The sequence below is a fragment of the Enorma shizhengliae genome, assembly GCF_009676995.1.
Lineage (GTDB): Bacteria > Actinomycetota > Coriobacteriia > Coriobacteriales > Coriobacteriaceae > Enorma > Enorma massiliensis.
Genome location: NZ_VTFZ01000005.1, coordinates 18000 through 43639 on the forward strand (window position 1 = coordinate 18000; position 25640 = coordinate 43639).

Annotated in this window: 19 protein-coding genes; 2 read left to right on the forward strand and 17 right to left on the reverse strand. The window is 62.5% G+C overall.

What is annotated here, in order from left to right; translation table 11 throughout:
- Positions 1-259 precede the first annotated feature (259 nt).
- Positions 260-928: an HAD family hydrolase gene (locus GJE22_RS04775; protein ID WP_144688258.1), complete on the forward strand. Its 669-nt coding sequence runs from the start codon at positions 260-262 to the stop codon at positions 926-928.
- 616 nt (positions 929-1544) lie between these two features.
- Here the strand turns inward: GJE22_RS04775 and GJE22_RS04780 are convergent.
- From GJE22_RS04780 to pyrE, 3 genes are all read right to left on the reverse strand, one after another.
- Positions 1545-3239, reverse strand: coding sequence for a zinc-ribbon domain-containing protein (locus GJE22_RS04780; RefSeq protein ID WP_144688257.1), 1695 nt, complete (start codon positions 3237-3239; stop codon positions 1545-1547).
- Positions 3240-3319: 80 nt separating this feature from the next.
- Positions 3320-3874, reverse strand: a complete 555-nt coding sequence (locus GJE22_RS04785; protein ID WP_019128781.1) for a DUF5105 domain-containing protein — start codon at positions 3872-3874, stop codon at positions 3320-3322.
- A 212-nt stretch (positions 3875-4086) separates the two neighbouring features.
- A complete protein-coding gene (gene pyrE, locus GJE22_RS04790; protein WP_022348589.1) occupies positions 4087-4770 on the reverse strand; it encodes an orotate phosphoribosyltransferase in 684 nt (227 codons plus the stop codon).
- Positions 4771-4997: 227 nt separating this feature from the next.
- Between pyrE and GJE22_RS04795 the strand changes: the two genes are divergently transcribed.
- Positions 4998-7295 carry an acyltransferase family protein gene (locus tag GJE22_RS04795; protein ID WP_144688256.1) on the forward strand — a complete coding sequence of 766 codons (2298 nt, stop codon included), beginning with the start codon at positions 4998-5000 and terminating at the stop codon, positions 7293-7295.
- Between the two features lie 168 nt (positions 7296-7463).
- Here the strand turns inward: GJE22_RS04795 and GJE22_RS04800 are convergent, their stop codons facing one another.
- The 14 genes from GJE22_RS04800 to bilS form a co-directional block, all read right to left on the reverse strand.
- Positions 7464-8360: a DeoR/GlpR family DNA-binding transcription regulator gene (locus GJE22_RS04800; RefSeq protein WP_144688255.1), complete on the reverse strand. Its 897-nt coding sequence runs from the start codon at positions 8358-8360 to the stop codon at positions 7464-7466.
- A 275-nt stretch (positions 8361-8635) separates the two neighbouring features.
- Entirely contained in the window at positions 8636-10339 is a 1704-nt protein-coding gene (locus GJE22_RS09920; protein WP_144688254.1) for a nucleoside/nucleotide kinase family protein, read from the reverse strand.
- Positions 10340-10895: 556 nt separating this feature from the next.
- On the reverse strand, positions 10896-12140 hold the full coding sequence (locus tag GJE22_RS04810; protein WP_144688253.1) for an Nramp family divalent metal transporter: 1245 nt from the start codon (positions 12138-12140) through the stop codon (positions 10896-10898).
- Between the two features lie 7 nt (positions 12141-12147).
- Positions 12148-14061 carry a magnesium transporter gene (locus GJE22_RS04815; protein ID WP_144688252.1) on the reverse strand — a complete coding sequence of 638 codons (1914 nt, stop codon included), beginning with the start codon at positions 14059-14061 and terminating at the stop codon, positions 12148-12150.
- A gap of 311 nt (positions 14062-14372) precedes the next feature.
- On the reverse strand, positions 14373-15788 hold the full coding sequence (locus GJE22_RS04820) for a polysaccharide deacetylase family protein (RefSeq protein WP_144688251.1): 1416 nt from the start codon (positions 15786-15788) through the stop codon (positions 14373-14375).
- A gap of 371 nt (positions 15789-16159) precedes the next feature.
- Positions 16160-17599, reverse strand: a complete 1440-nt coding sequence (locus tag GJE22_RS04825) for a polysaccharide deacetylase family protein (RefSeq protein WP_144688250.1) — start codon at positions 17597-17599, stop codon at positions 16160-16162.
- A gap of 57 nt (positions 17600-17656) precedes the next feature.
- The gene (locus GJE22_RS04830; RefSeq protein WP_144688249.1) at positions 17657-18430 is read right to left on the reverse strand and encodes a PRC-barrel domain containing protein; all 774 of its coding nucleotides are present in this window, start codon (positions 18428-18430) and stop codon (positions 17657-17659) included.
- A complete protein-coding gene (locus tag GJE22_RS04835; protein ID WP_144688248.1) occupies positions 18430-18813 on the reverse strand; it encodes a YtxH domain-containing protein in 384 nt (127 codons plus the stop codon). The genes GJE22_RS04830 and GJE22_RS04835 overlap by 1 nt, the downstream gene beginning before the upstream one ends.
- Positions 18814-18907: 94 nt before the next feature.
- Positions 18908-19564, reverse strand: a complete 657-nt coding sequence (locus tag GJE22_RS04840) for a cyanophycin synthetase family protein (protein WP_144688247.1) — start codon at positions 19562-19564, stop codon at positions 18908-18910.
- A 120-nt stretch (positions 19565-19684) separates the two neighbouring features.
- Entirely contained in the window at positions 19685-21043 is a 1359-nt protein-coding gene (locus GJE22_RS04845; protein ID WP_144688246.1) for a hemolysin family protein, read from the reverse strand.
- Positions 21044-21184: 141 nt separating this feature from the next.
- Positions 21185-22042, reverse strand: a complete 858-nt coding sequence (trhA, locus tag GJE22_RS04850) for a PAQR family membrane homeostasis protein TrhA (RefSeq protein WP_154324104.1) — start codon at positions 22040-22042, stop codon at positions 21185-21187.
- 228 nt (positions 22043-22270) lie between these two features.
- The gene (locus GJE22_RS04855; RefSeq protein ID WP_144688245.1) at positions 22271-23299 is read right to left on the reverse strand and encodes a hypothetical protein; all 1029 of its coding nucleotides are present in this window, start codon (positions 23297-23299) and stop codon (positions 22271-22273) included.
- 344 nt (positions 23300-23643) lie between these two features.
- Positions 23644-24837 carry a DUF362 domain-containing protein gene (locus GJE22_RS04860; RefSeq protein ID WP_144688244.1) on the reverse strand — a complete coding sequence of 398 codons (1194 nt, stop codon included), beginning with the start codon at positions 24835-24837 and terminating at the stop codon, positions 23644-23646.
- 243 nt (positions 24838-25080) lie between these two features.
- A complete protein-coding gene (bilS, locus tag GJE22_RS04865) occupies positions 25081-25605 on the reverse strand; it encodes a flavodoxin family protein BilS (RefSeq protein WP_144688243.1) in 525 nt (174 codons plus the stop codon).
- Positions 25606-25640: the final 35 nt, after the last annotated feature.

A 25640-nucleotide genomic window follows, 5' to 3' on the forward strand; every position in this document is an offset into this window, starting at 1 on the left:
CACCTGTGCTGCCGGGCAACTTTCGGACACTCGTGGCATTGTCGGGCGGCTTTCGTACGCTCAGGGGCCCTCCGATGGCGATATGTCGCCCGAAAAGCCCAGTGGCGTCCAGATATCGCCCGGAGAACGAGCGGCGTGTCCGGATCTTGCCCGGCAGCGCGCAAAGTGTCCGGATCTTGCCCGTGAATGAAACTGCGCAACGCGCCCATTGCCCCGTGGTAGGATGGTCGCGGCTTATTCGCGCAACCTGGGGAGCACCATGGCCTTTTCCCATGTCATCTTCGACCTAGACGGAACGATCCTCAACACCATCGAAGACCTCGCCCGCGCATGCAATCACGTATGCGAGCAGCATGGATGGCCCACGTTCTCCATCGACTCCTACCGCTATAAGGTTGGCAACGGCATGCTCAAGCTGGTCGAACGCTTCATGCCGGCAGAATATGCAGGAGATGAGCGCATGTTCAGCCAGGCGTTCGCCGAATTCCGCTCGTACTATGACAAGCACAAGGAAGACCACACCGCTCCCTACCCCGGCATCTCCACCATGCTCGATGCCTTGCGTGAGGAAGGCATCGCGCTCGCCGTGCTCACCAATAAAGACCATGCCGCCGCGGCGCCGCTCGTGCAGCGATACTTCGGAGACCGGTTCTCCCTCGTTCAAGGTTGCACCGCAGTGTTTCCTCCCAAACCCGCGGCACCCGTCACCTTGCATGTTCTGGCTCAGCTTGGCGTAAAGCCCTCCAACGTGCTCTATGTGGGTGACAGCAACGTCGATGTTCAGACCGGGCACAATGCGGGGCTCGCCGTGGCGGGGGTAACCTGGGGCTTTCGCGGACGTGCCGAACTTGAAGCCGAGGGAGCCGATTTCATTGCCGAACAGCCCGAAGACATCGTGAACATCGTTCGCAGTGCCTGCGTTCACTAGCGAAAAGCTGATTATTAGGCATCAGAGCCAACCGTCCGATCGAGGTTTCAACTTTTGGGCACTTCATCGTGCGGCGGTCCTGTAAAGACAAGAGAGGGGAAGGGAAAGGCGCAGCTCAGGCGGCCGGCGGCCTCCCGACCACGACGCGACTACTCGGGCCCTCCGTCCCCAAGTGCCCAAAAGTTGAAATCCCGATGGGCGAGATGTCTCCGGTGCCCAATAATCGGCGCTTCCCGAGAGAAACACCCGCCGCCATCTCCACGCGAAGGCAAACCCGGCTTTTCGGCTTTGACTCGATGCCGCGCAATCACGCCGAGCAAACGGAAACCGGCCGGGCTTCCACTTGCGACTTCGCTCGCGCCCCTACCTGAGAGGGCGGCCCGAAACCGAGCCAAAGCGGCATGCTTCGGTCGCAATACGGCAAGGGGCCGGGAATAGCCTCGGCCCCTATCGTGTTTTATGTCGGCATACTATCGGGCGCCAGCGCGTTTCCATGCATCGACACGTTATAGATCATCATCGCGTTGCCATGCATAGGCACGATATCGCGCGCCGTCGCGTTGCCGTGTACAAGCGCTTCGTCGCACATCGGCACCTCGCCAGCACCGCCTTCAGGCTACACGCCCATGGTGCCCATCAAATCGTCCTCGGACGCCGTGTCCATCCACCAAACACCAGAGCTATCCTGCGTAAACGTGAGCTCGACCTGGTGGTCTGCAGCCTCAGCCTCACGCGTCACCTCAAGGAAGATCTGGCCGCCCTGCTTGTAGAGGTCGTCCTCGCTGGTGATGGTCGACGGGTCAACCGTGCTCGCCCACTCGGTAAACCTATTCTGGAACTCGGTGCTAATCTCGTCCATCGACTTCGACGTGATGGTCACATCCACCGTGGCAACGTCGCCGTCCACCGTAACGTCACCGACCTCGTAGCTGAAGCCATCAAGGAACGCCTCTGCGAACTCCTCGGCCGTGATGCCCAGCTGGTCGAGGTCGCTGCCCGCGCCCGCCTCGAGGCCCAAGATGAACTCGTCGTTGATGGAGTCAACGTCACCGAAGTACCAGTACACATCCGAGAGGATGAGCTCCTCGTCGGTGGGGAGGTACGCGTCGAAGACGGCCTGCTGGAGATCGATGCTATCGACCGACCACTCCGAGCCGCTGCGCTGATAGGTCACCGAGAGCTCAGATTCCTGCTCTTCGCCGGCGTCGTCGGTCTCACCCATGTACTCCTCGACATACGAGATGAGCGGCATGTGGGTGATGGTCGCGGTTGCCGTCGCGGTCTCGCCATCTTCGGCGATGGTAACGTCGCCGACCTCGAAGGACGTTTCGTCGAGCCACGAGGTATATGCCTCGTCATCCGGATAGCAGTAAGCGCCCAAACCGGAAAGGACGCTATCGGCCTCGGAGAGCAGGCGATCGCCCTCGCCTGCCTCGGGATCCTCATAGAAGCTCAGATGCTCCTCAAGATCCGCGGCGATGATTTCTTCCGGGCTCGTCGAGAAGAACGTCGTGTAGACGAAGTACCCCGCCACGCAGAGCACCGCGACAACAGCGAGCACGGCAACCGCGATCCCCACCGTCTTGCCCGTAGAGCGCTTCTTCTTCGGCTGCTCGTTGAACAGATCGGGCGCGGGGGCAGCTTCTGCCGCAGGAGCGCCGGCCTGAGCATCTGCTGGCCCCGGCACAGGACCGGGCATGGCGCCCGAAGCAGGAGCCGGCCCCGGTGCAGCCTGCGTCCCACCGGCGGAAACTCCCGGCATCGTTGCATCCGGCTGCTGCGCCGACCACGGAACGGGCTGTGGCTGAACATCCGAGGCCCCCTGCTGCCACGCTGGAACCTGCTGGGTCGCAGCCGTATCCGGCGAAAAGGCCGGTTCCACCTGCGGTGAATTGTCAACGGGAGGCGCTGCCGGGGGCTCGGCCTGGAATGGCGCCGGCTCAGAGGGAGCGGGCTCAGGCATGGGCGAAGGAGCAGCGGGCTCAGCGGCGGGAGTCTCGCCAGCGCCATCATCGGCCGCCAAGCAAGTCGTCGGCGCATCGTCTACCGCCGGGCCATCCTGCGGGGCAACTACCGCAGGCTCGGAGGGCTCTGGGGCGGGCATCTCAGCTTGAGGCGCGGGTGGCTCATCAGGCGAAACGGGCGGGATGGACGACTCAGCCGGAGGCACCACCGGCTCGGGCTGCTTGGAAACCGAAGGCTCAGCAGGAGCCGGGGCTGGCGCCGGGGATCCCTGAGCGACCGGCTTTCCGCAATTCGTGCAGAAGGCCGAGCCTTCCGCGATTTCGTGGCCGCAGTTCGTGCAAAACATAGGCTCTCGTCTCCCTACCTTCTCTTTTCAAGTACGCCCCGCATACACGGGGCGTACAGACATCCATATGTGCGAAGCGGCTACGAGATAACGGCGTTCGTGAGCTCGCTCTCGGACGCCGCGTCCATCTCCCAATCGCCATCGGAATTGCGCGTATACGTGACCTCGTAGGTGTTCTCCTTGGCCTCGGCGTTGCGCGTGGCGTCGAGCAGCATCTGGCCACCCTGCTTGTAGAGGTCGTCCTCGCTGGTGATGGTCGAAGGATCGAGGCTATATGCCCAATCGGTGAAGTCGCTCTGGAACGTGGTCATGATGTCGCCGAACGACTTGATGGTCAGCGTGACCTCTGCCGTCGCGGTGTCGCCATCAACGGTAATCTCGCCGATCTCGTACGCAAACCCCTCGAGATACGCCTCGGTAAACTCGTCCTCGGTGATGCCGAGCATGTCGAGCTCATCGCCGGCAGATTCCTCAAGACCCGATGCGAATTCCTCCGCAGCGTTCTCCGGATCGCCGAAGTAGCTCTCCAGGTCCGCACGGATAAGATCCTCAGCGGAGGCGCCGCCGCAGGCACTGAGCGCGAGCGCGAACACGAACGCAACAAGCATCGGGATGAAAGCGAATCTCTTTTTCATGTGAGCCCCCTAGCAGTTCGGAATCCCGTGCGGCCCTCCGGCGGGATTCGGTCGTCAGTAGTCGCAACATACCACGAAACAACGCTGCTACGGGTAATACAATGGCGAACAATCGGTAAGCGTTCCGAAGATTGACGCTTATGGCGTGCCTTCGAATGCAAATTGTTGCACGCCCGCCACAAGCGTGCTCGCATTATTCCCAAAGCCTCCTGTTACGCCTTCACGCCATACTGCTCGTAATACGCGTCGAGCGCGGCCTTGATCTTGTCGTCGATCACCACGCGCCCCTCGACCTCGTGGTTATAGAGCACCTCGCTGACCTCGGCCATATTCACGATGCTCGCCACCGGGAAGCCGTACTTCTCCTGAATCTCCTGCTGAGCGGTCACGACTCCGCCCTTGCCGACCTCCATGCGGTTGAGGCTCACGATGAGTCCCTTGACCTCAACATCGGCTGCTGCCATGAGCTTGGGGTAGGTCTCGTCGATCGATTTGCCCGAAGTGGTAACGTCCTCGACCATGACCACGCGGTCTCCGTCTTTGAGCTCGTAGCCGAGCATGCCGCCCTTGTCCGCGCCGTGGTCCTTGACCTCCTTGCGGTCGGAGCAGTACTTGACCTCCTTGCCATAGAGGTCGTTGAGCGCGATGGCCGTCACCACCGAAAGCGGAATGCCCTTATAGGCAGGGCCGAAGACCACGTCGAAGTCCAGGCCGAAGTTATCGTGAATCGCACGCGCGTAGTACTCGCCCAAACGTTTGAGCTGCTCGCCCGTCACATAGGCGCCTGCATTCATGAAGAAAGGCGACTTGCGGCCGCTCTTGAGCGTGAACTCGCCGAATTTGAGCACGTTGGACTCGACCATGAATTTGATGAACTCTTGCTTGTAGGCCTCCATAGGGCGTTCCTTTCTCACGTTGCCCGCCTCGTACCCGAGCTCCGGGGCAAACGGCCCGCGGGACCCAACAGCAGGTGCTATGCGCATAAGCTTAGCAGAGCGCCATCCTCAACGTTCGTTCTATGGGCTCGAAGACCATTGCCCCATGGGTGTGCAACAGGCTATACAATATGAGCCTCTTCGAACGCACGCCATCATCGGCTTTGAATATATGACGAGGTTACCTTATGAGTAAGCAGCAGCAGACGAGCCTCCCCGTGCGCGGCACCGAGCAGCGGACCGCAGGCCGCCCCACGCCGAACACTGAGCAGCGGACCGCGGGCCGCCCCGCGCCGAGCGCCGAGCAAGCGCCCGCGGGCCGCCTTGTGCCCGGCACGGAACGCCGCTCGCGCTATATCCCCGCCCTCGACGGCATCCGCACACTCGCCGTCATCGCCGTCGTGCTCTACCACCTTAACCTCACCTGGGCGCAGGGTGGCTTCCTGGGCGTCACGATCTTCTTCGTGCTTTCGGGATACCTCATCACCCGCCTGCTTCTTGCGGAATTCGAACAGACCGACCGAATCGACCTCAAGCGGTTCTGGGTGCGGCGCGTTCGGCGCCTTGTGCCCGCAACGATCACGCTTGTTATCGTCGTTGCCGTTCTGTGCACGATCTTCAACCACGTGATGCTCACCAAGATGCGGCCCGATATCTTGCCGTCGCTTCTCTTCTTCAATAACTGGTGGCAGATCGCGCAGAACGTCTCGTATTTCGACGCACTCGGCGATCCCTCGCCGCTCACGCACTTCTGGTCGCTCGCTATCGAGGAGCAATTCTACGTCGTGTGGCCGGTGCTCCTGCTCATCATGCTGAAGCTACGCGTCAAGCGCCCGTGGATGCGCCGAATTGTGGTGGCGCTCGCCGCGGTATCGGCCGTCGCCATGGCAGTGCTCTACGACCCCGCCGCCGACCCGAGCCGCGTCTATTACGGCACCGATACCCGCGCGTTCTCCATGCTGCTGGGCGCATGGTTGGCGTTCATCCCCGAGGGCTCCATGAGCCCGGCCAAGCTCTTGCAAACCATCGGCCTTGGCAAGCTGCTTCCCCAAAGGCCCGCGTCGAAAACGCAGGGGCAAGGTGCTGAGGATTCCGCTTCAGGCGCTGATGGAATAGCTAGCGGGGCGGGGCGCTCCGGCAATGAAAAGGCCGGCATACCTGCGGGCTCTACTGGCAAGCAAATCGGCGGGCAGGAGCGCCTCGCGAGCAACCAAGCCGATGTGCCGGCCCACCACGCGGTGCGCGCGATCGATGCGATCGGCATCCTCGCCTTGGCGGGCCTCGTGATCATGTCCGTTGCTTGCAACGGCTACACGCCCTTCATGTACCGGGGCGGCACCGTCCTGTGCTCCATCCTGGGCCTCGCGGTCATCGCGGCAAGCGTCCAGCCCAGCGGCATCCTTGCGCGCGCCCTCTCCGCCGGGCCGCTTGTCTGGCTGGGCAAGCGCTCGTATAGCATCTACCTGTGGCATTACCCGCTGCTTGCGCTCATGAACCCCGTTTCCAACATAGCCGCAGTGCCTTGGTGGATGCATCTTGTCCAGCTTGCCATCGTGCTCCTAGCAGCCGAGCTATCCTACCGATTCATCGAGACGCCCTTCCGCCATGGCGTGCTCGGGGCAACCGTACGCAAGATTCGCGACGGCAAGGCTACGATACCCGCCATCGCGAAGCGCCATCTTGTCCCCACCGCCATAGCAGGCGTGATCGTACTCGTAGCGGTGGGCGGCATCGCCTTCGTCCCGAACACGTCCGCGCTGAGCAAGGAGGGCGCAGAGCTCATCCAGCAGACCGGCGAAGACGGCACGGAAGAAGGAGCTGCGCAGCAGGGCGCGGGCAGCGATGCTCAACAAGCAGGAGACGCGACCGATGCCGACGAAGACGGCTTCCCCGACAACGCCTACGACATCCTTATGATCGGCGACTCAGTTTCGCTTCGCACCGTCGACACCTTCAACAACACCTTTACCCATGGGCACATCGACGCGGCGAAGAACCGCCAATTCGCCGCAGGCAAGGGCATCTTCTCGGACTATGCGCAGCAGAATCTTGCCGGTAGGATCGTCGTCTTCGCTCTGGGCACAAACGGCCCGGTGACCGACGACGCCATCGACAGCCTTATGGAGGTTGTCGGCCCCGACCGCATCTGCGTGTTCATCACCACGCGCAGCCCGCGCCAATGGGTGCAGTCGACCAACGACGCCCTCAAGCGCGCCGCCGAGCGCTACGAAAACGTTCGGGTGATCGACTGGTACGCCTATAGCGAGGGAAGAAACGATCTTTTCGACGGCGACGGCACGCATCTCTCGAGCACCGGGGCCCAGGAGTACATCGCGCTCGTGAACAACGAGGTCAAGAACGACCTTCCCTTCCATTTTGAGGGTGCGACGCGCGACACGACGGTACAAGCGGTGATTGCCCAAGCACAGAAGACGTGCGAGCAAGCCGGAGCCGTGGTGTTCGGCTCGCACAGCGACGCCTCGTAGCCGGGCGCCGCGCGGCTTAATCTCGCGTGCCTGCGCCGGGCGCCGCGCAGCTTAAACCCGCTTGCCCGCGCCGGACGCCATGCGCGTTCGATGTTCGACGTTGTTCGCGCTTGCCACCGGCAGCCGCGCGCGGCCCTATGTCGTGCGCCAGCATGCCGGCTGCGTCCACTACGCGAAGTGAGTCCCCGCCGGGCTCGCACCCCATGGCCCCGCCGACCTGCCAACGAGCTCGTTCTTCCCGTGGCCAACTTGGCGTGAAGACCGGCTCAAAATCAACCGCGTGGAGGCATGGGCTGCCTCGATGGCTGCGCCAACCGTGCCGCCCGGATCTTCGTCCATCACGATTGCGTCGAAATCGTCTAGCGATGCGAAGCTCATAAAGCTCGGCTGCCGCACCTTGCTGGCATCCATCAACATGATGTGCGTCTTTGAATGGCGCAGCATACCGCGCTTTATCTCTGCATTCCCCATAAACTCTGTCGAGAACCCCTGCCGCGCGTCGAACGACTCGGTACCCATGATGGCCTTGTCCAGCGAAAGGCTATCGAGAATTCCGCTTGCGATGGGCCCGGTGATGTACCGATGGCTTTTGCGAAGTGCCCCGCCCAGCACCATGATATCGGCATGCGGCAGGTTGGCATCGGCGAAGGACGCGATCGAGAGGTCGTTCGTCACAATGGTGATATGGGACGTGCCTTGCAGCGCGCGAACAAACTCCAGCGTCGTCGTCCCCGAATCGATGAACAGCGAATCCCCTTCGTCGATAAACCGTTGAGCCGCCGCAGCGATGGCGCGCTTCGCCTCCACGTTGAGGTTCATTCGCTGGTCGGGGTAGGAAACGGAAATGGATCGCGTGATGGAGACGGCGCCGCCATGTGTGCGGCGCAGCTTGCCCGCGCGCTCGAGCTGCGCCAGGTCCGCCCGAGCCGTAACCGCCGAGATGCCAAAGCGGTCGCAGATATCGGAAACCTGCAGCGAGCTTCGGTCGTTCACCTCTTCGACAATCATCGCGCGGCGCTCATCCGCCGAAATTCTCAACGCTTCCTTCGTGCTCGTCTTCCACATGGCCAACCTCCCATGCCGCGATGCAGCCGCCGCGCGACCCGCCGGCAGCGGTCGATGCGCTTGCCGCCGGCAGCGGCCGATGCACGATCCACTGACAGCGCCCATCGCCTCGTGCTCCGCTGGCAGCATCTTTGCCTCATTATGGCACGCGAAAGGCACGGTCCCGGCTTCGCCTAAGCACGAGCCGGGTGAACGGACCCTTTGCGGGTGGCTTTTGGACACGCCATGCATTGTTGGGCGAGATCCGGACGCCGCGGGGGCCTGCACTCCCGACCCTACACGAGGCCAAAGGCCTCCAACGCGGTGGCAACGCCGTCGTCCCACACGGGATCGGTCACGTAGTCCGCGCTCGCGCGGACGGCAGGCAGCGCGTTACCCATGGCCACGGCTACATCAACAGCGGAAAGCATGCTCCAATCGTTCTCCGAGTCGCCGAAGCCGTACACCGTGCCTATTCGCACGCCACGCTCGCGCAGCGTAGACCACACGGCGCGCATGCCGTCGAACTTGGTAATCCCCGGCACGGTCACCTCATACAGACCATCGCCGATGTTGCACACCGAACAACGCTCGCTGATAGCGGGCGCCATTGTGGTCAGAAGCTCAATATGCTCGCTGTCAAACACCACTTTGCCCACATCGATTCCGGCTAGCACACCCCGCAGTTCCTCGATGCCTACACGCTCAGAAAACTCCCCGAATGTATCGAACAGGGAGAACACGCCCGGCCAGGAAAGCACCACACCCCGGTTCGAGCTCTCAAAATACGCCGGAACGCGCGCTTGTTCGCAACACGAAACCAGCAGCTCAACGACATCGGAAGGCATTCCAACATCGCGAACGACCTCGCCGTCGAGCTCCACGTGCCCGCCCGCCAACGTGACCATGCCGGCAAACGGCAACGTCTTGAGTGCCGACGGCACGTTGCACAACGGCCGGCCCGTGCAGAGCACGGCGAGGTTGCCGCGCGCCACAAAGTTCTCGAGCGCGAGTCGTACAGCATCGGTGGGAGCAGCGTCGATATCCGCCTCGCCTTCCCTTGCCCACGTCAGCGTGCCGTCGATATCGAAGAAAGCAAGGGCTGGGGTCGCCTCGAGCCGCCGCATGCGCCCGGACGAATCGAGCGTTATCGTTATATCGGCTGGACAGCGGTGCGCAAGGACGCGCCGCACGTTCTTTCCGTCGCTTTGCTCGAAAAACCGCTCCGCCTCTGTGCGCGAGAGACCGCCGCGCACCTTGCGCGCAACAAGCCGCTCGCGAAGCATCGCCTCGTCCGCCTCGACGAATATCGAGAGATCGCACAGCTCGGCGAGATCTCGCCACGGGCCCTCATCGAGCAACAAATAGTTACCCTCAATAATCACAATCGGCGCGCTAACGATGGGGCCATCCGCCACCACGTCATGCGCCACGCGGCTATACGCCGGCCACTGCACCGGATCGCTCGAGACGCGCGTCTCATGCAACGCACGCGCAAGCCCCTCGACATCAAACGTCTCCGGAGCGCCCTTGATGCTCAGGAGAGACACCGGCTTACCGTCTGGGCAATCAAGCGTATGTCGATCGAGATACGCATTCGTGTGATGAAAGCCATCCATGCCGACCGCCTGCACGCGCGGCATGCCGGACTGGCTCTGCGCGAGCCGCTCAAGCACCGCCGCCAACGTCGACTTCCCCGCACCGGGAGGAGCGGCAAGGAAAACGATGGTCCGCGCAGCGGTTGGGGCAGGCCCCTTCGCGTTGGCAGAGAAACGCTGTTGCTGAAGGCCGGTAGCAGAGCGCGACGAGCCCTCTGCCTCGGACGCCGAGGTCGCTGGATGCGAAGCAACCATGCGCGCCGACCGCTCGCGCTCGAGGCGAGCCGCTTCATCAAGCAAGGAAAGGAGCACACGCTCGACATCTGCCGTGCGATAGCTCGCTGCCACCAGCTGGTCGTTAACCTCGACGTCAAATGTCTCTTGACTGACCTCTATCTGCACCCTCGCCTCCGACTTCTCGCAGCACGCCTTATATTGCGCTGCACGCAATAACGCTAACAATGCTACTGTACCGCCTCATGGTTATCGCGATACACCGACCCATCTCAGCAGATATCGTATGTCTGCGCGGTAGACATTGGGGGCTCGGCAGCGTTCTCAGGATAGATGCGGGTGCCGGTTTTATTCTTGGGAGAGATGCGACGATGTAGCGTTAACGGGCGGGTTTCGGACGGCTTCGGGGTTGCCGGGCGAGATTCGGACACCATGGTATTAACGGGCGGGTTTCGGACACGCCGCGTGTTGTCGGGCTGGATCCGGACACCGGCAGCGCTTCCGGGCGTAAATCGGACGCGCAGTGCATTATCGGGCGACATCTGGACGCTCAGGAGCCTCCGAGCGTCCAGATGTCGCCCGAAAACGTGTTGACTGTCTGAATGTCGCCCGACAACGTTAGCTGCCAAAGCCAATGTCCGAATCTCGCCCGAGAATCTCAGCGCCCGAAAGTCGCCGAGCAACATCCGCTAGAGCTCCGGCGCCCACCGGATGAATACGGCTGCTAAAACCCCAACGCCTGCAACACGAACATCACCACCGTGAGCACCGTAATGAGCGCGATGGTGGCCACAGTGAGGATGTTCCATATGCGCCCGTTCCGGTAATCGCCCATGATATGGGCGTCGCGCGCAATGAGCACCAAGAACACGAGAAGCACCGGCAGCAGCACGCCATTGATAACCTGGGCGCTCATCATGATGTCGAAGAGATCGACCCCGGGAAGGATTACCAGCAGCGCCGAAAGCATGATGATGCCCGTGATGATCCCTCGGTACGTCGGAGCCTCTTCCCACGTGCGATCGGCACCGCGCTCCCATCCAAATGCCTCGCAAATCGCGCTTGACGTCACGCCCGGCAGAACGCAAGCAGCCAGGAAACTCGCGGCCACAAGACCGGCGCCAAAGAGAATCGTCGACCACTGGCCGGCGATGGGCTCGAGCGCAAGCGCTGCATCGGCCGCATCGCCCACCTCGATGCCCGCGGGATGGAGCACCGTCGCGGTCGTCACGATGATGAACCACGCGATGGCGCACGCGATGACCGAGCCCGACACCGTATCGACGCGCTGCAGCACGATTCCATCTTCGCGCACGTTCTTATCGACCACGTTGTTCTGCGCAAGGAAAATCATCCACGGCGCAATGGTGGTACCAATGGTCGCCACGAGGAGCGACACATAATCTGGGTCCCCCATGACCTGCGGCGTCACCGTCGCACGCGCCACGGACGCCCAATCCGGCCCCACCATGAACGCCGCCACCACATACGTTAGGAACACGCAGCTCACCAAGAGCAAGATCTTCTCGATGCGATCGAAGCTCCCGCTCATGGTGATGAGCCAAATCACAAGCGCCGTGAGCGGCACCGAGATTGTCGTCGGAACGCCGAAGAGCGCAAGACCGCTCGCGATGCCCGCAAATTCAGATATCGTCACCGCGGTATTGGCAATCAGAAGCGCTCCCATCGCAAGGGCGGAAAGGCGCACGCCGAACTTTTCGCGGATGAGCGAGGCGAAGCCCTTGCCCGTCACGCATCCGCAGCGCGCCGCCGTCTCTTGCACCACGATGAGCAAGAGCGCCATAACCGGCAGTATCCAGAGCGTTCCGTACCCAAAGGATGCGCCCGCACTTGAATAGGTGGCGATACCTCCCGCATCGTTGCCCGCAAGCGCGGCGAGCAGCCCCGGCCCCATGGCCGCGAGCACCGCGGTGAGCGTGAGCTTGCTACCCGGTTCCCTCCCCTGCATGGCGCGCCTACCAGCACACCGCGAGCAGCATGAGAAGCGTCACCGCCACCGAATACGCCACGCAGGACGCAAGCACCGCAGAGACGCCGAGCGCGGTGCCCGAGGTGTTGAGGTCGCGCTCATCGCGCCAGAACAGCAGCTTGAGGTAGCCAACTGCGGCCAGGCAGCAGCAGAACACCACGGCTGCCGCGCAGGCGAAGCATATCGAGACCGCCTGCACCTGCAGCACCTCGGCAGGAACCTGGCCTGCGCTTCCCACTGCGGGAGCGAAGCTCGGGTCGCTCGCCATCGCGATGACCTCGTCCGGATACGCCGCACCGAGCACGAGCTGGCCGCAAAGGTAGATGAGTGCCGCCAGGACCACGCCGAGCCCCGCCGTCTGCAAGAAAAAGCCCAGATACGGCTTGCCGCCATCCTCCGGCTCGTCATACTCCAGGAAGTAGTTGCGCACGAACGACACCACACGGTCCGCCGCGAGCAGCACCACCGGCATCGCGCACATGGGGTAGATCACGTATGCGCTCGCACCGCCTGCCGCGTCGAGCACCGCAGCGATAACGCCCGAGGCAATCGCCCATACGAGCACCCAATATTGGCGCCGCGCGAACCACGTAAGCATGTGCGGCGCCTCGCCCGAGCCGCTTTCGCTCGCTCCCACGCCGGCAATCTGCAGGTCCTCTTCATGCTCCTCGGCGATGACGTCGAGCGCGTCATCGACGGTCACGATACCGAGCACATGGCGGTTCTCATCGCATACCGGAACGGCGACGAGGTCGTATTTGGCCATCTCGTCTGCAACGTCTTCCTGGTCGACATCGGGCGCGACCCACACCACGTCACGGTACGCGAGGTCCGAAAGCCGTGCGTCGCGATCGGCGACGATCAGAGTGCGCAGGGACAATACGCCGGTGAGCGCGCCCGCCGGGTCGAGCGTATACACGTAGTAGATGCTTTCGAAATCGTCATCGAGCTCGCGAATGGCGTCGATGGCGCACGCCGCGGTCTCGGTCGCCGGCAGCGCGACGAATTCACTCGTCATGATACGGCCCGCGGTGTGCTCTTCGTAACCCAGAAGATTGCGGATGGCGCGCTCTTCCTTCACGCCCATGAGCCGCAGGAGCTTCTCGGCCTTCTCGTAATCGAGCTCCTCGATGAGGTCGGCGGCGTCGTCGGGGTCCATGAGGGCGAGCATGGACGATGCGTCGCGGTCGCTCATGCCCTCGAGCACCTCGGCCACGAGCTCGTCATCGTCGAATTCGCTGATCGCCTCGGCCGCCTGCGCGGTATCGAGCTGCGCGAACACCTGGCCGCGCAAACGGGGATCGAGCTGCTCGATGATATCGGCGATATCGGCCGGATGCAGCTCGTCGAGCGTCTTATGGGACACGGAGAGCTTGATGGTCTGGGTGCTGCGTTCGAGCAGGTCCATGTACGACCACGCGATGATGTGCTCCTCGAGCGGCTTGCCGACCGCACGGGCGATGCGCGCCGCCACGTGCTCGAGGGCGGGGTGAACCGCGCGCAGCAGGCCCCGCATGCCCACCTCGGCACCGAGCAGACGCAGCTGATTCTCGCCCGAACTCGAAAGCTTCAGGTCGTTTACGCGCACGACCTTAAGGCCCTGCGTATCGACGATCTGTTTGTTGAGGATATCGCGCGCCAGCAGCAGCTCATCGGGCTGCAGGAAGGAGAAGCGAACGTCGGTATCGCACGCCTTGAGATGCACACCGGATTCGTCCACATGGTCCACGTACTTACGCCAGCTAATCATGAACGGCGTCTTGCCCGGCCCCTGGAACGCGAGCGACGTGACATGGGGGAAGACCTCGCCCGTAGCGATGCCGAGGTCGTTCACAACACCAAGCTTATTGCCGTTCACATCCAGAACGGGCAGCTTGAGCATCTCGGAGAGATAGTTCATGGTGCTCCTTCATCCCGACGGCCAGAGAGTTCCGGCCGCAGAGGCTATGCGTGCGCGGCTCGCCGCCATAGGCAGCACGCCGGGTTCTCACCCCTTGCGCGCGCTTAGAGCACCCGCAGGGGTCAGCAACTGTGAGGTCGAGGTTTCGATTTCACCTGACGCCTTTCTCGTAACCTATAATGCAGCCGCATCGCGCTCCCAGCCCATGCGGCAACGCCGAGCCGGCAACAAGATGCAGCTCACCTACTATAGCAGATGGATTCGCCATGCGACGATTAATCGCAGACACCCGGTGCCTACGATTCACGTCGTTATACCTCGGGCAGAGCGGCGTCCTCCGGCATGCTCACGGTACCGTTCACCACATCTTCGGGAATGCTGCCATCGAGCTTCATGAGCTCGCTCACCGTTACCAGCTCATAGCCCTGCGCCCGAAGGCTGTCGATGATGCCAGGCAAAGCCTCCACCGTCTGCTCGCGGTTACCGCCGCCATCGTGCATGAGGATGATCGAACCACTGCGCACGCCCTTCAATGCTGCAGCTTTGATGGCGCTCGCACCAGGACGCTCCCAGTCGAGCGTATCGATGTTCCAGAGCACGTTGCACGAGATAAGGTCGCCCGAGCGAGCCCACTCAACATCCGTGAAGGCGCCGTACGGAGCACGGATCATCTGCACGTCTTTGCCCGACGCATCCTTGAGCGCAGAAGCGGCGTTCGAGATTTCGGAACGCAGCGTCTCGCGGTCTGCCTTGGGCAGGTTCTGGTGCGCCATGGTATGGCTCGCTAGCTCTTGGCCTGCATCGACGATAGCCTTGGAGCCAGCCGGGTTGCCCTGCGCCTGCGCTCCCAAGTTGAAAAACGTTGCCTTCGCGTCCTTCTCCTCCAAGATTTCGAGAATCTGAGGCGTGTACTTGCTCGGACCGTCATCGAAGGTCAGCGCAACGTACTTGCCGCCCTCGGGGCTCAGGTTTACCGAAGACACCACCATGTCCTGGGGCTGCTCGAGCACCTCGACATCGACTGTCTCGCCCGAGGCCTCGCCCGTCTTGACGCGCTTTTCGCCAGCCTTCCCCCATTGAGTGACGTACTGCACCGCGCCGCCGGATTCCTTCTGGATGCCCGGGGCCATGGTGACCGTCTCCTCCTTCGACGGCTCCTCGGCGTCGGTGCCGTTGGAGACGGTGAATTCGTCACCTTCCTGCACGCGCGTTTGCTCGACCTCATCGGGCGTGAGTGTCTCGCCAGCCCGGCTTACCGTGCTCGGGTTGCCACCATCCTGGGAGAGCACGTTGCCGCCCACGGAAAGCAGCCGCCCCGGCACCGCGCCGAACTGGTCGTTATCTTCGAGCACGGTGCTGAGCGGCGTTCCCACCCGCACCGAAACCTCTGTCCCGTTGACCGTCACGGTCACGCTGCGCAGGCAGAAATACCACCCGCCCACCGCAGCAATCACAACCACACAAGCAAGCACCACGGCCAGCGCCTTCATATTCGGTGGGCGACGGGGGCGGTTCATACGCGCCTTGAGAGCCTCGGCACGGACAGCGCGCTCCGTTGCCGAGAACCGGCGGCTCGCGTTGTTCGCATAAACGATATGCCTCGCGCCCGAGGCCTGCCCGCTGCGATGCCCCGCGCCCGCATGCGAAGCATGCACATGATGCCCCTTGCCCGAGCCGTAATGTAGGTTGGTCGCTTTTCCCACCTGTACGTGATCGTGCTTGCTCATGGCCCCAAACTCCCACCGCCCGGAACCCCCGCACCGAACGGCATCAAACCTCGCTGCGCGGAAGGACCGTCTGCGCGATCGCGTATCCTGCCACGCATTGCATTACCTGCTTCAATCACACCAAGTCTAACGTGGAGCGCTCGCGGCGGCAGGCACATCGCGCGAACATTAACCATTGCTTAAGGGAACCATTAAAGAACGCTTATACAGTTCTATTAAGTATCTACAAGCTGTCTACGGCGCACCGCCCGCAAGCCCGCGGCGCAGGCAGCGCAACGCCTGCACGCGGAGTCATCACGGCGCGCCGCCTGCGCACTCACGGCGCAGCCACACGCCAGGCCCTCACGGCGCACCTCCCACGCACCCGTACGCTACGCGCTAGACCCTTCATCGTCGGCTGGCACCGTGGGCAGCACGGCATCTTCGGGCATCGAGACCTTGGAGATGTCGAGCTCCTCGGCGAGGTCCTCGTCCGTCGCCACGAGCTCGCTCAGCGTCACGATGGTGAAGCCATCCGCCTGCAAGCGATCGATAAGCGTGCCGAGCGCCTCGGCCGTCTGGGCCCCCGTGGCCTCGCTGTCGGTAAGAAGAACGATGTTGCCGTTGCGAACCGATCCGGTAACGTTGCTCACAACGGTGTCCGCACCGGGCAGCAGCCAGTCGCCGGAGTCGATGTTCCACGACACCACCGCACTCACAAGGTCCATGCTCTCGGCCCAGTTTTCAGTCGAAAATGCCGCATAGGGAGCGCGCAGCAGGCTCGTCGTTGTGCCCGTCGCGTCCTTGATGGCGGCGAAGCCGTTCGTAAGCTGCGACCTCAGGTCTTCGCCCGAAAGCGCGCTGAGGCGCGTGTCGGTGTAGGCATTCGAACCGAGCTCGTGGCCCGCCTCGGCTATGGCGCGTGCTGCCGACGGATTTTGCGCGACCGTCTCCCCTTGCAGGAAGAAGGTTGCATGCACGCCCTTCTCCTCAAGCACGTCGAGAATCTCCTGAGTATGCGAGCTTGGCCCCTCGTCAAAGGTGAGCGCAACGTATTTTCCATCGCCATCGGGCGACACGGAGCGGTACACGACCTCGCAGTTCTGAACCTCTTGCACCACGCCACGGTCCTGGACGATTCCCGACTGCTTGCCCGTCCAGACCTCAGAGCGCCCGGGGATGCCCCACGTGCGCACGAAGCCGATGGCACCCGTCCCCTCGACGGTGATCGTGGGGGCGATTTCGGTCGCCTCTACATCATGTTCCTCGTAGACGTCAGCGCCGTCGGCGACCTCGACCGTCTCTCCGCCGGCCAGGTGCACGGAATCGAGCTCATCCATCGCAACGTCCTCGCCGTCAAGCGTGACGGCGTAGCGGTCGCCGCCGCCTCGCTCGAGTACGCTATCGTCTACGGCAAGCAGGTCGCCCGCGTCGCACGACTCGTCGAGCCCCTCGTTTTCGATGAGCTGGGTTAGGGTAGCGTTGATGTGGATGCTGGTATCGGAGCCGTTGAGCGTTACCGTAACGCTGCGGTTGAGGTACCAGATAACACTCGCAACGAAGAAGAGCAGGGCACAGCCAACAATCATGAAGGCATAGGTGCGCCGCGTGCTGTTGCGCCTGTTGTTCTGGGAGCGGCGAGGACCGCGCGCAGAATTGCCACCGCGGCGCTTATGGCCGGCGTTACCGAAGCCTTGAGAATGGTTGAGGTACGTTGCCCCCGGCCTGCGCGCAGAACGCGCCCTGCCACGGGGCAGCTGATATCCCGTCGTTTTCTGATTGCGCCGCGGATGCGGTCGCTTGGGCGGGTAGGAAGTAGTGTGATTAAGCAATGGTTTCCTCCCCATGAGCACAGACGCGCGAGTTCTCGAGCGTCCACCGATTTGGTGTTACGAGGAGCGCTTTCCCTTGGCCGACGACGAGCTCGCAGAACCCGATGCCTTTTTGAACTCGTCCTTGAACGCCGAGAACATGCCGCGCGTCTTGCCGAGCTGCTTGCCCAGCGCGCGCGACCCCTTCTCGACTGCAACGGAGCCCTTCTCGTCAAAAACCTTGGCCCCCTGCTTGACCTTCACGCCGATCTTCGCGCTCGCCTCGCCTGCCTTCGCCGCAGCGCCACCCGAAAGCTCGAGAGTTGCCGCCTCGTCATCCACGATCATCGCGCCATCGCGATAGCCCTTGAGATAGCGCACAGGCATCTCGATCGTGCCGAGCAGCGCGGCGGCTGCCGCACCGCCCGTGAGCGTGAAACTCGTGACCGCGCCCGTCTTAGGGTTGAACGCGGCGTCCGAGCAATAGCCGAGCTTGGTTCCCTGAACGGTCACCACGTCCATGCCGGTCCAGATGATGCAGGTGTCGAGGTCGATGCCTAGACGCTTGGCAGCGGCGGCATCATAGGAACCCTTCGCGTCGTCCACCGCGATAACGCCTTCATATACGCGAACGGCATCGCGCGCAACGAACCGGTCGGGCTGTTTGATCATCCCCGCCACGTCGGGCGGAGAGACCATAAAGCCAACCACGCTCCTGCCATCGGCAGCGAACACGGGGAAGTGCACCTTTCCCAAGCGCTTAGGGTCACGCGGAGTACCGTCCTTGCGCGTACGCTTGGCCTCAGGCGGGATGCGGTAGATTTTTACGCCTTGGAAATCCTTGGTGCGCATTACGCCTCGGCGGAAGCCTCGTCAGCGTCGACGCCGGGAGCGACCTCAACCTCGACTTCGACCGTAGGCATCGAAGCGGCACCCGCGATGGCGTCGTTCAGGGTCTCGCGAAGCTGATCCATGCGCTCGCGGGCCAGATCGACCTTGGCACGCAGCTCGTCGGTCTTCGCGTCGACCATGGGACCGAAGTCGCTCACGGCCGCACGAGCCTGCTCGCTGCCCTGCTCGTACATATCACGAGCGCTATCCCAAGCGTCGTTGGCCATATCGGCGGCCATGGCACGGGTCTCGGCGCCAGAACGCGGGGCAACGAGAATGCCGATGATGGTACCGGCAGCGGCGCCAATCGTGGCGCCGACGATGAAGCTGAAGGCCTTACCCATACGTGTCTTCCCTTCTTATTGACTCCGTCACGTGGACTTCGTGTTCGCCTATTATACCCACCGAACGCGCGGCCCGGCAGAGCATCCGTAAACGTTACGCTTCGCTATCCTGCGCGGCATCGCTGGGCGCTGCGGCGGAGGGCGCATCCTCTTCTGCGTCTGCGGCATCGGCACTTGCCTCGACCTGCTGACCTTCGCTCGCATCGAGCTCGGCGTCGGATTCCGCCTCGGCCTCGATGCCTTCTGCGTCCGCACCGTCATCCGGCTCGCTCTCGCCGCGCAGGCTCAGCACGAGCTGGCGCAACGCCTCAACCGTACCGGCAAAATCCGGCGCCGTCACATCTGGATGCAAAAACGCCCATTCCATCATGAACGACGCCGAAGACAGCGCGCCAATGGTCAGCGCGTCATCGGGGCAGGAAAGCTCGATCTCAAAGAGCCGCGGATCCTCTGCGACCGAACGCGTGCGGCCGCTGGAAATATCGCCGGCAAGGCCCGTCTCGTTCATAATCTCGACGGTAAGGTGCTCGAGCAGATGCGCGAGCTCCGTGTCGCCCATGCAGTCTTGGAACTTCTCTCCCGCGTCGCCGAAGCACGCGTGCTGCGCAATCGCCGGGGCAAGGTAGTACACACGCGCCGTTGCCTCGATATCTTCCGAGGTCATGAGCGGCATACCGGGGTTCACGAGCACCCTGGCGCGGGCCTTCGTGTCATCGACCGTGATCTTCATGATGTTGAACAGGCTCGCCATAGCTCTCCGATCCTCTGCCGCAGGTGTCTTCCGCGGCGGGTTGTTCTTCCTGTCATCGTACCGCATCAGGTGCATCGGGTGAGAGAACGCACCGTGATAAAACGAACCCGGTTCGTTTTATCACGCTTCGCTTTCGGCATCCTCCGGGGCGTCGCTGCCCTCGGTAGCCTCTTCCGCTGCCGCGGGCTCGGGCTCCTCTGGCGCAATCACGCGAATGAGCGAGATACGGCGGCCGCGCATAGACTGGACCTTGAAACGGTACCCATCGACCTCGAATACCTCGCCGATATCCGGCACTCCGTCGCAGACATCCATAATCCAGCCAGCGATGGTCTCGTACTCATCGCTCTCCTCGATGGGCCAACCGAGCTCTTCTGCATCGTCGCAGCTAAAGCGACCATCTACGAGCCATTCGCGACGAGAAAGGCGCGTGAGGTACTTGTTGTCGGGGTCGAACTCGTCCTCAATCTCGCCGACGATCTCCTCCACGATGTCCTCGATGGTGATGATGCCGGCCGTTCCGCCATACTCGTCCACCACGACCACGATCTGGTCGTGCGCGGTCTGCATCTCGGAAAGGAGCGGGAGGATGTCCTTGGTGTCCGGAACGAAGGTCACGTCGCGCAGATGCGCGCCCACCGGCTCGCTGCCGCTGCCGCCGAGCGCGATGCCCACAAGATCCTTGATGTGCGCGATGCCCACCACATTGTCGGTGTCTTCGCGATACACCGGCACGCGCGAGAAGCCCGTGCGACGCATGAGCTCCATGACCTCGTTCACCGTGTCGGTGTCCTCGGCCATCTGCACGTCAACGCGAGGCACCATGACCTCGCGCGCGACCGCGTCGCCCAGGTCGAAAATCTCGTGAATCATGCGCTTTTCCTCGTCGAGCAGGGTGTCCTGCTCCGAGACCATGTATTTGATCTCTTCCTCCGAGACGTTCTGGCGGTCGTCGGCGCTCTTGATGCCCAGAAGCGCGCTGATGCCGTTCGCACTTGCCTGCGTGAGCCAAACGAGGGGCTTCGCAAGCTTGCGGAACGTACCGATGGGCCCCGCGACCGCCTTGGCCATGCCCTCAGCGTCCGAAAGACCGATGCGCTTGGGCACGAGCTCGCCAATCACGATGGAAAGATACGACACGATAAGCGTGATGACGATCGGCGAGGCCACCGGCGCCACTGCGGTAAGGGGTGCGATACCGAACGATTCCACCCACGCGGTAAGCGGCTCGGAAAGCGTGTTGGACGAGACGGTTGCGGAGAAGAAGCCAACGAGCGTGATGGCGACCTGGATGGTGGCCAAGAAGTCCGTGGAGTCGGTTGCGAGGTCGAGTGCGCGCGCGGCGCGCTTGTCGCCCTCCTCGGCGTCATGCTCGAGCGTAGCGCGCTTAGCGGTGGTGAGCGCCATCTCGGACATCGAAAAGTAACCGTTGAGCAGCGTGAGCAAGAGGGTAGCAACGATGGAAATGAATATGCCCATAGGGACGAGTTCGAACCTCCTCGGTTGGGTACGGAATGCGGTGATGCCGGTGCGGAGCCATATGCCATGCGCTCACATTAAGCGCGGCTGGCGCGCGCTGCGCGACGCGGCGTGCGGCGGGGCGAGGTGCCGCCGGAAAGGTCAGATCACGAAGAGGATCACCGCCATAAAGATGAAAATGCTTCCCGCGAGCACCCACAGGTGCCACACGCTGTGCATATAGGGAATCTTCTTCATAAGGTAGAAGGCCGTTCCAATGGTGTAGCACAGGCCGCCCACCACCAGCAGCGCGAGCGCCACCGGATCGAGCGCCTGCAAGAGCTGCGGCAAACGGAACACCACGAGCCAGCCCATGATGAGATAGATGAGAATGGTCACCCAACGAGGTTGACGCTGGCGGCCGATGATCTCGAACGACACGCCGGCGAACGCGAGCGCCCACACCACGACGAACAGCACGATGCCGCCATACGGCGCGAGCGTGATAAGGCAAAACGGCGTATAGCTACCAGCGATGAGCAGGTAGATGCTGCTGTGGTCGATAATGCGGAAAATGCGCTTGGCCGCGGGCACCTGGATGGCGTGGTAGAGCGTGGAAGCCAAGTACTCTAGGATGAGCGTCACGCCGAAAACGATTGCCGAGATGATGTGCGTTGAATCGGCTCCGCCGAGGGCCGCCTTCACGATGAGCAACACGAGCCCGGCGATGGCAAGCAGCACGCCAATGCCGTGCGTGATGGAATTGGCGATCTCTTCGCCGAGCGTGTAGAGAGGCTGCCCGGCCGAGGAACCGTCCTTGTTGTCCTGCGCATACTTGGGGCATGACCGACGACGCTTGCGACACGTGGCGCAAGAATCCGGGGGCGCCGTTGGAGGCACTGCGGAACCACACGCCGCGCCGCCACTCACCGATGCCGAAGAGCTCGGATCAGCTACATCAACGATTTCCGCCGCAGCCGTTGTCGACTGCGGCCGGGGACTGTCACTCGAATCTGCCATACGGGCGATACATCCTCCATAGATAGGGTCTGCATAACTATAGCAGAATGCGGGGGGGCACATATCCCTCGGGAAGACTCTCGACACCTTCCTCCGGCAGACCGCGCCCTGCAAGCATTACCGACAAAGCGTCGCATAACTCGACGGTAAGGCCGAAAATCGGGCTTCACCCCAGAGTTATGCGACGCTTTCGACGTATCCTTGCGCACCGTCAACTCCGCTGCACTGTCAACCTCCGTTGCGCCATCTGCGCGTGACAAAGCGGCGAAGTTGCTCCTGCGCCTGCTGAAACTTCGCAGAAGAAGGCACTTTGATGCCAATCGATGCTGCAATCCCGTTCATCGCCCGATGCATATCCAGCTGCCGAGAAAACTGCACACTCGTGAGTACCTTGATGTCGTATCCCATAAGGGAAAGCACGTTCATGCGCTCGGCATCGTGTCCCCGACGAGCCTTTTTGCTATGTTCATCCCCGTCGTATTCCACGCCCACACCACGCACCGGTGCGAACAGGTCGATTTCGTAATATGGGGCCGACGTGTACCGGGAATAATCCGTCGGCACACCAACGCGATGATTCAGCACAATATGGCGATACCCGAGACCGCCCATCGATTTCGGACAGGAAACCATCATTGCCTGCGCCGTCTCCATGGGCGAGCGCGCGCCGTCGTGCACCGAGTTGAGAGCCCGCAGCGCATGTGCGGCGCCTCGCACGCCCCGATAGCGCTCGAGCTGACAACGTAGCTCGTCCCGCGTCAAGCACACAGATCGCTCCGCGTAGTCTCCATCGAGGGGAAGGAAATAGGCTCCGCAAAGTTCATACGCCCACTCGATGAGCTCCATGCTGCCCATCCAAGCCCCCGCTTGCGCGAAGCACAGTGCATCCGACACCGTCACGAGGCCTCTCGCCACCGGGAACACGTCGTTCTCTCCAATCGCACGGCCGAGTGTATGGCAGGCCATGCCGCGCGTCCGCACACGATCTTCCGCAAAGGAGACCATCACGTCGAGCCGAACGAGGTCCCGGTCGGTGATTCCCCAAGTCGATAACGCGCTCCGGATGCGCTGCACGATGGCTGATGCCTTGAGGCCGGATGCCGAGAGGCCGATATCGGGCAGATCGCTCTCCTCGACATACGGGGCCACGCCATAACGCTCGCCGTTTGCCCGCGCTGCTGCACGCAGATGTTCAAAATGCTCCGTTCTCCGGATAAGCGCCGCCGTTCGATGGGAGAGAACTACCGGGATGTCCATGGTCGCCTCCTTGCCCCATGCGCGCCGCGCCTCGCATTGACGACACGCCCAACCGCGGGCCTACCAAAGGCTGCGGACGCACTCCAAACGTTGCCGTGCAGTTCTGTACAGCATAGTCAAAAAAGCGTCACATAACTCGACGACGAAGCCCGAATTTCGACCCCATCATTGAGTTATGCGACGCTTTGAGGAACAGGTGGATGACAAGGTAGGCGCGAAGGCGAGCCGGATGAACGGGCGGCCCCACTTCGACGCGCAGCCCCGCCCGGCACGCGCATGGAGAACGGCCCCAGTTCGGCCAAGATGTCCGAACGGTCTGGCCCTCGTCTACTCCCCTTCTTCGCCTACTTCACCTCTATGAGCTCATAGCGGCTCGTGCCCAAGCCGATCTTCTCGGCGTGCTCGATCATGCTCCGCCAATTGGTGTCGGGGTGCGTCATGTTGAAGTGATCGTGCTCGCAGCGTTCGGGCACGCCGCCGCCCGCCTCGAGCTTGGCGCGCATGTCCGTGAGCTCGGTATTGGGGAGCGCGGGCGCCGCAAGCGCCATATCGATTGCAGCCTGGTCGATTGCCACGGGGTCAAAGCTCGCGAACATGCCCAGGTCAGGCACGATGGGGGTATCGTTTTCAGGATGGCAATCGCAGTTGGGGCTGATGTCCATGGCGATGGAGATGTGGAAGTTCGGACGATCCTGCACCACGGCCTGCGTGTACTCGGCGATCTTGCAGTTGAGCACATCGACGGCAGCGTCGTACCCGGGGGCGATGGCATCTTGGTTGCACGCGCCGATGCAGCGCCCGCAGCCCACGCAGCGGTCGTGATCGATCTTCGCCACATGCACCGTGCGCGTCTGGCCGTTCGGCAGCTCACGCTCACGCGTATCCTTGAAGCTTACGGCGCCGTGCGCACAGATACGCTCGCAGGCATGGCACCCGATGCACTTCTCCGCCGCGACATCGGGCTTGCCCGCCGCGTGCTGCTCCATCTTGCCCGCGCGGCTGCCGCCACCCATGCCGAGGTTCTTCATGCAGCCGCCGAAGCCTGCCTGCTCGTGCCCCTTGAAATGCGTAAGCGAGATGACGATGTCCGCGTCCATGAGCGCCTGGCCGATCTTCGCCTCTTTCACGTACTCGCCGTTCTTCACCGGCACGAGCGCCTCGTCCGTGCCCTTGAGGCCGTCGGCGATGATCACGTGGCAGCCCGTGGCGTAGGGCGTGAAGCCGTTCTGGTACGCGCAGTCGATATGCTCGAGCGCATTTTTGCGGCTGCCTACGTAGAGCGTGTTGCAATCCGTAAGGAATGGCTTGCCGCCGAGCTCCTTCACCACGTCAGCGACGGCGCGCGCGTAGTTGGGGCGCAGGAAGCTCAAGTTGCCGAGCTCGCCGAAGTGAATCTTGATGGCGACGAACTTGTTCTCGAAGTCAATCTGGTCGATGCCCGCACGGCGGATGAGCCGCTTCAATTTGTCGAGCTGGCTCTCGCGTCCATACGAGCGCAAGTTGGTGAAGTAAACCTTGGCCGGCGTGGTTTCTGCCATGCGATTCGTCCCCTCTGTCGGCGTTGCAGTGCTCTTATTATCGCCGAAACGCCCGTGCCGGAGCGAGGCGCGCGCCATAAAACCAGCCCATGCAATCAACGAAGTCTAGGACTAGAACCATGCGAAAGACGGGGCGTCGGCAGATTACGCCTCGGGGCGCCGCAAGCGTGGCAGCATCCCCCGGCACCGGTGTCACAAATGAGACAGTTTCACCCGGCACAAGTGTCTCACCTGACACAAGCGTCACGCGCCGAGTGCGCGCTGAGCAGCAGCCGTGATCCGCGCGACATCCTCCTCGGTCGGATGTGCGAGCGCCGCATCGAAGTTGTCGATCATCGCCTGGATGCGGGCGTCGCCGGGATTCTCGGCAAGCATCGCCTCGTAGCGCTTGCGCACGCCAGCGCCCATCTTCCCCTGGCACATGGCGCCGCCCAGGTATTCAACCGAGTCAGAAAGGTGCTTGCGAACGTTGCCCAGGATGCGCTCGAAGTATTCAGGGCTGCCCCCGAACCCCGCCGTGCCGAACAGGAACACGCGCTTTCCTTCAAGCGTCTCAAGAAGAGAGGCCATCTCGGGGGCGCAATCGCCCTTATCGGTCCAAAAGCCCGCAAGCACAGCCTCGGCCGCATCGACCGAAGCGCGGTCCACGGCGGCCGGATCATCCACGAGCACGGCCTCGGAACCAGCCTTTTCCAACGAATCTACCAGTGCGTTTGCCACCATGCGGGTGTTTCCACCCTTGCTGTTCACCACAACGAGACACTTCATGCCCGCTCCTTAACGCCGCCTCTGAGTCGGTATCA